At 69.1% G+C, this 11,540-nt stretch carries 7 protein-coding genes; 6 read left to right on the top strand and 1 reads right to left on the bottom strand.

Annotated elements, in window-relative coordinates; translation table 11 throughout:
- Positions 1-26: 26 nt before the first annotated feature.
- Together LXE91_RS35380 and LXE91_RS35375 are read left to right on the top strand one after the other, a co-directional pair.
- A complete protein-coding gene (locus LXE91_RS35380; protein ID WP_039371876.1) occupies positions 27-2,435 on the top strand; it encodes a hypothetical protein in 2,409 nt (802 codons plus the stop codon).
- A 256-nt stretch (positions 2,436-2,691) separates the two neighbouring features.
- Positions 2,692-2,979 carry a helix-turn-helix domain-containing protein gene (locus LXE91_RS35375; RefSeq protein WP_052760058.1) on the top strand — a complete coding sequence of 96 codons (288 nt, stop codon included), beginning with the start codon at positions 2,692-2,694 and terminating at the stop codon, positions 2,977-2,979.
- Between the two features lie 39 nt (positions 2,980-3,018).
- Here the strand turns inward: LXE91_RS35375 and LXE91_RS35370 are convergent, their stop codons facing one another.
- A complete protein-coding gene (locus LXE91_RS35370; RefSeq protein ID WP_039371878.1) occupies positions 3,019-3,717 on the bottom strand; it encodes a TetR/AcrR family transcriptional regulator in 699 nt (232 codons plus the stop codon).
- A gap of 494 nt (positions 3,718-4,211) precedes the next feature.
- On the opposite strand from LXE91_RS35370, the gene LXE91_RS35365 reads away from it, so the two are divergent.
- The 4 genes from LXE91_RS35365 (at position 4,212) to LXE91_RS35350 (ending at position 11,506) form a co-directional block, all read left to right on the top strand.
- Complete coding sequence (locus LXE91_RS35365; RefSeq protein ID WP_039371882.1) at positions 4,212-5,378, top strand: efflux RND transporter periplasmic adaptor subunit; 1,167 nt, start codon at positions 4,212-4,214, stop codon at positions 5,376-5,378.
- Positions 5,375-8,545: an efflux RND transporter permease subunit gene (locus LXE91_RS35360; RefSeq protein WP_039371886.1), complete on the top strand. Its 3,171-nt coding sequence runs from the start codon at positions 5,375-5,377 to the stop codon at positions 8,543-8,545. Before LXE91_RS35365 ends, LXE91_RS35360 begins: the two co-directional genes overlap by 4 nt.
- Positions 8,545-10,011: an efflux transporter outer membrane subunit gene (locus LXE91_RS35355; RefSeq protein ID WP_278068185.1), complete on the top strand. Its 1,467-nt coding sequence runs from the start codon at positions 8,545-8,547 to the stop codon at positions 10,009-10,011. The genes LXE91_RS35360 and LXE91_RS35355 overlap by 1 nt, the downstream gene beginning before the upstream one ends.
- Before the next feature lie 124 nt (positions 10,012-10,135).
- Entirely contained in the window at positions 10,136-11,506 is a 1,371-nt protein-coding gene (locus tag LXE91_RS35350) for a paraquat-inducible protein A (RefSeq protein WP_039371888.1), read from the top strand.
- The last annotated feature ends 34 nt before the right edge of the window (positions 11,507-11,540 follow it).

Raw genomic sequence — 11,540 nt, 5'->3', positions numbered from 1 at the left:
CCGTCGACATCAATTTGCATTCCACCATGAACGAATCCAACGACGCTCTCGATACCGTTGACGCGCGCGCCGCCGCGCTGCGCGACCGCCTGGGCCCGCACGTCGCGCCCCAGGGCTTGTACGAACGCCACAAACGCCTGCCGTTCGCCGGACGCGTGCAATGCAACGTCACCCGTCTCGAAGCCGGCGAGTGGAGCGAGATCGTGCTCGACTACGAGGTCGGTTCGTCCGGCATCGCCGATGGCGGCTGGCTGAAGGCGACCTTCAAGTTCTATTCGGACTGGGCGCTGTTCCAGACGAGCGACCCGAGCGCCGCGAACTACATCAGCGCCGAGTATCAGGCGGCGCCGCTCGTGCCCGGCCAGAGCCCGGCCACCGTGCAGGCGCTGAACGTGCGCTTCGACCAGAAGGGGCATGAGCGGCCGTTCCAGAAGGCCGTGATCGTCGACATCGTCGACGGCTACGTGAACGCCGGCGACCGGATCGTGATTCGCCTCGGCGACCGCCGCCGCGGCCCCGGCACGCGCGTGCAGACCTTCGCCGAAGACAATTTCCGCTTCCGGCTCTACGTCGACCCGCTCGGCACGTCGCGCTTCGTCGCGGTGCCCGGCGACGTATCGATCGACATCCGCGCCGGCGCGCCTTCCGACGTGCTGCTCAACGGCCCGCGCTTCGTGCAGCCCGGCACGCGCGCACCGTTCCGGCTGTCGCTGCAGGACCGCTGGGGCAACGCGTGCCGTGATGTCGGCGGTCATGCACGTGTCGTCGCGTATGACACCCGCGGCGAGATCGTCTACCGGCGCGAACACGCGCTGCCCGATACGGACTTTGCAAGCTGCGCGGTGGACGACCTGCCGGTCGACGCGGGCACACTGCGCATCGTCGCCGACGTGCCGACACGCCCGGACGTGCGCGCGGCCGAAGCATGGCTGACGATCGACGCGTCGCTGCCCGCGCCGCGCGCGCTGTATGCGGATCTGCATGTGCACGCACATGACACGGTCGGCACCAACAGCCCCGAGTACAACGCGCGCTACGCCCGCGACATCGGCGGCATCGACGTGCTCGGCTATACCGCGAACGACTTCCAGATCACCGACGAGAACTGGCAGCTTGGCGTCGACGCGGTCGAGCGCTTCAACGAACCGGGCCGCTTCGTCGTGTATCCGGTACAGGAATGGTGCGGCAGCTCGACCGCCGGCGGCGATCACAACGTGGTGTTCCTCGGCGACGCTCGACCGGATTTTCCGTACAACGCGCGCGGCGAGCACAATCGCACGCTCGTCTGGAACGAGGACATGAAAGGCACGGCGGTCGAGCTCGGCCGCTGGCCCGTCGAGGAACTGTGGGATGCGTATGCGGACGATGCCGCGCAGCATCTCGTGATGCCGCATGTCGGCGGCCGCCGCTACATTCCGGACTGGCACCACCCCGAGCTTGAACGGCTCGTCGAGATCGCGTCGTCGTGGGGCCACTTCGGCTGGCTGTATCAGGATGTGATCGAACGCGGCTACCGGCTCGGCGTCGCGGCCAGCGGCGACGAACATCGCGGCCGGCCGGGCGGCGGCGCACCCGGCGTGCAGGTCTTCGGCGTCCATGGCGGGCTGACGGGCGTGCTCGCACCCGCGCTCGACCGCAAGCACGTCGGCGAAGCACTGCGCGCGCGCCGCACGTGGGCGACCACCGGCGAGCACAGCGCGCTGCTCGTGCGCTGCGGCGATCACTGGCAAGGCGACGCATTCGCGCACCATGGGCCGGCGCGGCTCGACTACCGGCTGCTCGGCCAGTCAGGCTGGGAATACGTGGCCGCGTACGATCACGACGGTCTGCTTTGGGAGCGCAACCTGCATGCGGAACTCGGCTACGCGGAGCGCCTCGTCCGGGTGCGCTGGGGCGGCGCCCGCATTCGCGATCGCTACCGCTGGGCTGCGTGGCGCGGCCGGATCCGGATCGTCAACGGCACGATCCATCGTTTCGGGTCCAACGGGTTCGAGCATGTCGAGGAATCGGCATGGCGCACCGGCGCGACCGACGTCGAATTCCACAGCGACACCTACGGCGACGCCGACAGCATCGAGCTCGACATCGGCAATCTCGCCGCCGCGACGATCGTGGTCGAAGGCACGATCGACAGCTTCGCGAAGGTCGGCGATCCGCTGCAGCGTAATCCATTCGTCCATGCGCCTGAATTCCGTTTCGAGATCAGCGGTGCGGAACTGCTCGCGCGTGGTACGGCGACGCATGCGCTTGGCGGAACGGAGCTGTTCGTCGCGGTCGAGCGGCTGACCGACCAGCCGCTGCCCGTCGATCTCTCCGGCAGCATCGAGGTGGCGCCCGGCCATGCGGAATTCGGCTACCGCCCGGTCTATTTCTTTGGGCGGCAACGCAACGACAGCAAGGTGTGGTCGTCGGCGCAGTTCATCACGTTCGGCTAGGTTTTCAGCACCACCCTGCCGTGCTCGTTGCCGCCGTGCAACTGGAAGACATTCTTAGCCGGATCGATGCCAACAACCGCAGCCATCATGACGGGAGCGCCTGTTCGTGGACGTGGTGCACGCACAATCCTACTTCTGCACGACTGCGACGTTTCGGGTTGGGGCGTCCATCCCATTGCTTTCAGGCCGCGTAAGCTAATCGGCCGCCGGGTGCCCGGTGCCGGAGGCTGCGATCGCTGCAACGGAGCGGATCACGATGACGATGCGGGAACCGAACAGGTTCAAGGTCGTTCAGGACGTAGCCGACGGCAAGCTCAAGCCATGGCGTGCGGCAGAACGGCTGGCGTCAACGACGCCGCAGGTTCGCCGGCTGGCCGCCCGGCTACGTGAGCACGGTCAGGCAAGTTCGGTGTCGGGACACCGATCGAAGCTCGGCAACCGTCGTCTGGACCCAGGAGCCGCCGATCGTGCGCTGTCGATCATCCGCGACCGCTACGCCGATTTCGGCCCGACGCTGCCTGCGAGAACCCGTCGCGACGCTTGACGGGACGCAGCCGCCCTGGCAACGGCATGCCGCGAACAGTCACGCGGTATCCGCCGTGGCGAAGTCGCCCGGGGGCAACGGTCGGGTCGCGACATCGTGCGCCTCGGCGCGCGTGAGGCCGAGCGTCTGCAACACCAGCGCCGCCACCCGCTCCGGCATGCCGCTCGCCGACGCAGCCGTCGCGTGACACTCCGCGGCGATCGCCGCGAGAATCGTTCCGGTCATCGCTAGCACGCTCATCAGCGGATCGTCGACGACGAAGCGGCGTGCGGCGATGCCGCGTTCGCTGTCCCGCCGCAACCGCCGACCGAGCCCGTGGTCGAGCGCGCGCACCGAGAAGCCCTCGCGCATCAGGAACCGGGCCCACAGCCGCTCGCGGCGCGCACGCATCAGCGTGTGGCGTACGCAGACGGACACGACCTCTGCCGGATCGGACAAGCCGTTCGCGAGACGCTCGAGCCCGTCCGCAAAATCGTCGAACACCCACTCCGTAAGCGCAGCGAAGATGCCGTCCTTCGATTCGAAGTGGTAGTAGAACGAACCGAACCCCACATCCGCCGCCTCGGTGATCTCGCTGATCGCCACGTTGTCCGGCCCCTTTTCCGCCATCAGCCTGAACGCCGCGTGCAGCAACCGCATGCGCGTGGCCGCCTTGCGCCGGGCGCCGCGCGGCTGGCGCGGCGCCGCTACACCGGCGCTGCCGGCCGGCCGACGGGGCCCGATTGTCCGATCGTCCATGAGCCCGCCTCCTCTTCCTCTATTCGATAGAACTTTTTGCATGGCGCAATTTTAGATTACTCACTCATACTTGACAACTTTATCAGTTATGAGTCTAATCTCGAAAATCACAGCATCCGGCTCCTGTCGAGGGGCTGTGCCCGACGCGCGGCAGCAAGCGAAATCGGCGCCAAAAGCGCCGAGCACGCCGTCACCGCCGCTTCGTCACCTGTCGTGTCGCGCGCGGCTTCGGCCGCAACGACGAGCGGTGCCGCTCGGCTTCGCGCGGCCGTCGGGCCGCCGAAGCGCTGCGTGCGCATCCGCACGTTCGCGTCTGCCCCGCACAGGAAATCGGCATGCCGGCAGCCGGAGCAAGCCGTAATGGAAACATCGCAGTACTGATTGATATGAAGAATCGGCGGCGACGAACGCGCCGCACCGCATGTGCATGAATCGGGGCGCCCCCGTGGTCGCCCAACCCTGTTCAGTTGACCCTCACTTGTCCTGGAAACATCGTGAAATCACCCGGTCTTGACGCGCGAACCTTCACGCGCCCGCTTCTGACACGCATCGTCCCGCCGGCCCGGCGGGCGCCCGTCGCCATCGCGTGCTGCGCGATTCTGCTGACGGCCTGCCATTCCCACGAGACGCCCGCGCCCGAACTGCAGCCGGTCGTCGCGCTGGCGGTGCACGAGGACAACGGCACGGCGCAACGCGTGCTGCCGGCGCAGGTCCAGGCACGCTATTCGACGCCGCTGTCGTTTCGCGTCGGCGGCAAGATCGTCGAGCGGCGCGTGCGAATCGGCGACACGGTCAAGGCCGGCCAGGCCATCGCGACGCTCGACCCGGCCGATCTGCGCAACACGTTGCTGAATGCGCGTGCGCAGCTCGATGCGGCCGAGCACCGTGTCGCATACGCGAAACAGCAACTGGATCGCGATCGTGCGCAGGCGCAGGCCAACCTGATCGCACCGGCGCAGCTCGAGACGACGCAGGACGCGTATGCGTCGGCGGTCGCGCAGCGCGATTCCGCGCTCGCGCAAATGGCGCTCGCCGGCGATCACCTGCGCTACGCGACGCTGACGGCCGATCACGACGGCGTGATCACGTCCGAAGATGCCGATACCGGGCAAAACGTCGAGCCCGGCCAGGCCGTGTTCCATCTCGACTGGAGCGGCGATCTCGACATCGTGTGCGACGTGTCGGAGCGCGACCTGCCCGATCTCGCGGTCGGTCGCCCCGCTCGTGTCAGCCTGACGGCCCTTCCGGGCAAGGTGCTCGATGCACGCGTGCGCGAAGTCGCCGCTGCCGCCGATCCGCAGAGCCGCACCTGGCGCGTGAAGCTGACGCTGCTCTCGCCGGGCCCGGACGTACGCTCCGGCATGACGGCGAACGTGACGTTCGATGCTGCCGCCGGGCCCGCCGCGGACCAAGCGATCACGCTGCCGGCCACCGCGCTCTTTCACCGCGGCGAAGCCCCGGCCGTGTGGGTCGTCCGCAAGGGTAGCGACACGCTCGAACTGCGCGCGGTGACGATCGGCCGCTACGACGAACGCACGGTCACCGTCACGTCCGGCCTCGCGAACGACGAGCGCGTCGTGATGCAGGGCGTCCACACGGTCAGTGCCGGCCAGCACGTGCGCATCGTGCCACCGCTGCACGCGGAGGATCTCGCATCATGAACGCTCCGCAAACTCCGCACGGCACCGGCGACGGACATCGCGCCCAAGCCGGATCCGCGTCGCGCGACGACGACCGCTTCAACCTGTCCGCGTGGGCGTTGAAGCACCAGCAACTGGTGATCTTCCTGATCGGCCTCGCGACGATCTTCGGCGTGATCGGCTATACGCGTCTCGCGCAATCGGAGGATCCGCCGTTCACGTTCCGCACGATGGTGATCCAGACCTACTGGCCCGGCGCGACGGCGCGCGACGTGCAGGAACAGGTCACGGACCGGATCGGCCGCCAGCTGCAGGCGGCGCCGTACGTCGACAACATCAAGAGCTATTCGCGCCCCGGCGAGTCGATGATCTTCTTCTCGATGAAGGATTCGGCGCCGGTCGACCAGGTACCGGAGACCTGGTACCAGGTGCGCAAGAAGGTCGGCGACATCCGCTCGACACTGCCCAAAGGCACCGTCGGCCCGTTCTTCAACGATGAATTCGGCGACGTATACACCAATATCTACGCGCTGGAAGGCGACGGCTATTCGCCCGCGCAACTGCACGACTATGCGGACCGGCTGCGCGCCGCGCTGCTGCGTGTGCCGGGCGTCGCGAAGGTCGACTACTTCGGCGATCCCGCCCAGCACGTGTTCGTCGAGATCTCGAACGCGCAGTTGACGCGCCTCGCGATCACGCCGCAGCAGCTCGCGCAGGCGATCGACGCACAGAATGCCGTCGCGCCGGCCGGCACCATCACGACCGCGGACGACCGTGTGTTCGTTCGGCCGAGCGGCGCGTTCAAGGACACGCAGGCGCTCGCCGACATGCTCGTCACCGTGAACGGCCGCACGTTCCGGCTGGGCGACGTCGCGACCGTCACGCGCGGCTACGACGATCCGCCCGTCACGCAGATGCGGACGAACGGCCACGCGGTGCTCGGCATCGGCGTCACGATGCAGAAGGGCGGCGACGTGATCGACCTCGGCAAGGCGCTGGACGCGAAAGCGGCCGAGCTGCAGGCGGGCCTGCCGGCCGGCCTGAAGCTGACGGCGGTGGCGAGCATGCCGCACGCGGTCAAGCACTCGGTGGACGACTTCGTCGAAGCGGTCGGCGAAGCCGTCGCGATCGTGCTCGTCGTGAGCCTCGTGTCGCTCGGCCTGCGCACCGGCATGGTCGTGGTCATCACGATTCCGATCGTGCTTGCGGTGACGGCGCTCTGCATGCACGTATTCGGCATCGGCCTGGACAAGGTGTCGCTCGGCACGCTGGTGCTCGCGCTCGGGCTGCTGGTGGACGACGCGATCATCGCCGTCGAAATGATGGCCGTGAAGCTCGAACAGGGCTGGAGCCGTACGCGCGCCGCGGCATTCGCGTACACGAGCACGGCGTTCCCGATGCTCACGGGCACGCTCGTCACCGTGTCGGGCTTCCTGCCGATCGCGCTCGCGAAATCGAGCACCGGCGAATACACGCGCTCGATCTTCGAGGTATCGGCGATCGCGCTGATCGTGTCGTGGTTCGCGGCCGTCGTGCTGGTGCCGCTGCTCGGCTACCACATGCTGCCCGAACGCGCGCATCACGACGGTCACGCGCATGGCGACGCGGTGTACGACACGGGCTTCTACCGGCGCCTGTCCGGATGGATCTCGGCCTGCATCGAGCGCCGCTGGGTCGTGCTCGGCGTGACGGCCGTGCTGTTCGCGATCGCGATGGCCGCGTTCACGCGCGTGCCGCAGCAGTTTTTCCCGAATTCGGAACGACCGGAACTGCTGGTGGACATGCGCCTGCCGGAAGGCGCATCGTTCGACGCGACGCTGCGCGAGGCCAGGCGGCTCGAGAAGGTGCTCGACGGCCGGCCTGAAATCGCACACGTCGTCGATTTCGTCGGCACCGGCGCGCCGCGTTTCTACCTGCCGCTCGACCAGCAGCTGCAGCAGCCGAATTTCGCGCAGTTCGTGATCACGGCGAAGGACATCGAATCGCGCGATCGCCTGTCGCACTGGCTCGAGTCGACGCTCGCGAGCGGCTTCCCGACCGTGCGCACGCGTGTCGCGCGGCTCGAGAACGGCCCGCCCGTCGGCTTCCCGATCAAGTTCCGCGTCAGCGGCGACGACATCGCGACCGTACGCGGCATCGCCGAGAAAGTCGCGGACAAGGTGCGCGCCGACGCCCGCACACGCAACGTGCAGTTCGACTGGGACGAGCCGGCCGAGCGATCGGTGTCGTTCGACATCGACCAGCTCAAGGCACGCGAGCTCGGCGTGACGTCGGAAGACGTGTCGGGCTTCCTCGCGATGACGCTGTCGGGCTACACGGTCACGCAGTATCGCGAGCGCGACAAGCTGGTCGACGTCGACCTACGCGCGCCGAAGCGCGAACGCATCGACCCGTCGAAGCTCGCGGGCCTGGCGATCCCGACGCCGCACGGCCCGGTGCCGCTCGGCACGATCGGCCACGTGCGCGACACGCTCGAATACGGCGTGATCTGGGAACGCGACCGCCAGCCGACCGTCACCGTGCAGGCCGACGTGCGCGGCGAAGCGCCGAGCATCGGCGTGACGCGCGACATCGACGCGGCGCTCGCGACGGTGCGCGCCACGCTGCCGGCCGGATACCGGATCGAGATCGGCGGCGCCGCCGAGGAAAGCATGAAGGGCCAGACGTCGATCAACGCGCAGATGCCGCTGATGATCATCGCGGTGCTGACGCTGCTGATGATCCAGCTCAAGCGCTTCTCGCGCACCTTCATCGTCGTGCTGACGGCGCCGCTCGGCCTGATTGGCGTGGTCGCCGCGCTGCTGCTGTTCGGCAAGCCGTTCGGCTTCGTCGCGCTGCTCGGCGTGATCGCGATGTTCGGGATCATCATGCGCAACTCGGTGATCCTCGTCGACCAGATCGACCAGGACATCGCCGCCGGGCAGCCGCGCTTCACCGCGATCGTCGGCGCGACCGTGCGCCGCTTCCGGCCGATCATGCTGACCGCCGCCGCCGCGGTGCTGGCGCTGATCCCGCTGCTGCGCTCCGGCTTCTTCGGCCCGATGGCCACCGCGCTGATGGGCGGCATCACGATCGCGACGGTGCTGACCGTCTTCTTCCTGCCGGCCCTCTATGCGACGTGCTTCAAGGTACGCAGCGACGAACGCGAGTCGCGCGCAATGGACGTCGCCTCCTCGGAGACATGCTGATGAAATTCCCTCGTATCACCTCGGTGCTCGCCGCGAGCGCCGCGCTCGGCCTGGGCGGCTGCGCGATGGCCCCGAGCAGCACGCCGCCCGCGATGCCGTCGCCGGCTCACTACGGCGAGACGCCGCAGGCACCGCGCACCGCCGAAGCGGCCGGGCTCGCGCAGCAATTCGACATCGGCGCCGCGCCCGTCCCGCAGTGGTGGCGGCTATATCGCTCCAGCGCGCTCGACGCGCTGGTCGACGAAGGGCTGCGCGCGAATCCGACGCTCGCCGCGACGGAAAAGACGCTCGCCGCCGCGCAGGAGGAGCTGCGCGCGCAGGTTGGCGCGTCGACGCTGCCGTCGATCGATGCAAACGCGCAGGTGGCCCGCACGCGCACGCCGGACATTTCCGGCGCGGGCGCGCAAAACCTGCGCTACAACGTCTTCGTCGGACAACTGCAGGCGCATTACACGTTCGACCTGTTCGGCGCCACGCGGTATGCGAACGCGGCGAGCGCCGCGCGTGTCGACGTTCGCGGCTGCGAACTCGAAGCCGCGCGGCGCGCGCTGGCGGCCAACATCGTCGGCACCGCCATCGGCGCGGCGGCACTCGACCGCCAGATCCTGTTGACCGAGCGCACGGTCGCCGTGGCCGACGCGGCCGCGCGCGAGGACCAGCAGCGCTACGCGCTCGGCGCGATGTCGCACGTGCAGGCGCTGGCCTCGGCGCAGGATGCCGCGTCGCTTGCCGCGACGCTGCCGCCGTTGCGCCAGCAACGCGCACGCGCGGTTCACGCGCTGGCGATCCTGCTGGGCCGTACGCCTGACGCGGCGCCGCCGATTCCGGCGTTCAGCGGCTTGTCGCTGCCGGCGCACGTGCCCGTGGCCGTGCCGTCCGATCTGCTGCAGGCGCGCCCGGACATTCGCGCGGCCGCGGCGGCCGTGAAGGCCGCATCGGCCGACGTCGGCGAAGCGACCGCGCAGTTGTTCCCGAGCCTGTCGCTCACCGCGACGATGGGGCGCGGCGGCTTCAGCTGGCCGGCGCTGCTGTCGGGTGCGGGCGGCCTGTGGGCGGTCGGCGCCGGGCTGTCGCAGCCGCTGTTCCACGGCGGCGCGCTGCTGGCTCACCGCCGCGCGACGCGCGATGCGTACGACGCAGCCGTGCTGCAGTACAAGGCGACGGTGCTGTCCGCATTCGGCGACGTTGCCGATTCGCTTGCCGCGCTGGAAAACGACGCCGAGGCGCTGGCCGCGAACGAACTCGCGGCGCGCGCGGCCGGCGAAGGCTTCGACGAAACGGTGCAGCGCCGCGCGCTCGGTGCCGTGCCGATGACCGCGCAACGGGCGAGCGAGCGGCAGTACCTGAATGCGGAGCTCGATTCGGTGCGCGCCGCGAGCCGCCGGATGACCGATACGGCGGCACTCCTGCAGGCGATGGGCGAATTGCCGCCCGACGCCCGCACGGCAGTCGCGGCCCGGCAATGACGGCTGCTTGCGTCGACGGATCGGCCGCGTGCCGTTCGGCCGCCGCCGGCCCGGACCTCGACGCCCGGCGCACCGCGAGTACCGCGCCGCCGGGCACTCCTTGACCCCGCATGATCGATTCCCGATGAAACCCGAAAACCTCGTCGCCTGCCACGAATGCGACCTGCTGTTTTGGCGGCCGCCGCGCTTGCGCGCGCTGGCTGCGCACTGCCCGAGGTGCCGTGCCCGCGTGGGCGGCAGCGCGCACGGCCGTCCGGCGCTCGACCGGCGGTGCGCGATCGCGCTCGCCGCGCTGTTCACGCTCTTCATCGCGCAGGCCTTTCCCATCGTCGCGCTCGACGCCGCCGGCATCGCATCGCACGCGACGCTGGCCGACGCGGTGGCCGCGTTGCGCTTGAACGGGCAACCGGCGGTGGCGGCGATCGTGTTCTGCACGACGATGTTGTTCCCGCTGCTGGAACTCGCCGCGTGGCTGTACGTGCTCGTACCGTTGCGCGCGGGCCGCGTACCGCCCCGCTTCGAGCCGGTCCTGCGCAACATGCAGCGGCTGCGCCCGTGGAGCATGGTCGAGGTGTTCCTGCTCGGCATCCTGGTCACGATCGTCAAGATGACGAGCCTCGCGCACGTGATACCGGGCCCCGCGCTGTTTGCGTTCGGCGCCCTCACCGTGTTGCTCGGCTTTCTCGCGTCATTCGACCCGGGCGGCCTGTGGGAAGCGCGCGACGAAATCATCGCGCTGCGCGGCGGCGGTACGTCCGCCGCGGTATCGCGCCGGCGGCACACGCCGCGACGCGCTGCACCGGTGACGCCCGACACAGCGGACGCAACGAACGCGACCGGCGCGACCGGGCGCCACCGCTCGGCAAGCGTCACGGCCCGCGCCGCGGGGCTGGTCGCATGTCATACCTGCGGACGCGTGCAACCGCATACCGAAGCCGCCGACGCGCGCTGCACGCGCTGCGGTTCGACGCTGCACGAACGCCGCCCGCGCAGCGCCGCACGCACGGGCGCGCTCGTCATCGCGGCCGCGCTTCTCTACATCCCGGCGAACCTGCTGCCCATCATGCATGCGACCTCGCTCGGCCGCGCCGAGGACGACACCATTCTCGCCGGCGTCGCGTACTTCTGGACGTCCGGCGACTGGCCGCTCGCCGTCGTCGTGTTCGTCGCGAGCGTGCTCGTGCCGATGCTCAAGCTCGCGATTCTCGCGTTGCAGGCCATTGCCGCGCATCGCGGCACGCCATGGCGCCCGCTGGAACGCGCGCGGCTCCATCGACTGGTGGAGCGCGTGGGCCGCTGGTCGATGCTCGACGTGTTCGTCGTCGCACTGACGATCGCGCTCGTGCATTTCGGTTCGTTCGCCGAGATCACGCCCGGCCCCGGCGCACTGGCATTCGGCGCAGTGGTCGTGCTCACCATGTGTGCGTCGATGCAGTTCGATCCGCGACTCATCTGGGACGGCGCGCACCGCTGCGCCGCCAGCCCTCGATCCTGAACGGGCGCAAGCCCGTCACAACGCTACGTCCATT

Origin of the sequence: Burkholderia contaminans (assembly GCF_029633825.1) — a bacterium.
GTDB lineage: Bacteria > Pseudomonadota > Gammaproteobacteria > Burkholderiales > Burkholderiaceae > Burkholderia > Burkholderia contaminans.
This window is presented reverse-complemented; position numbering and strand designations above follow the sequence as displayed.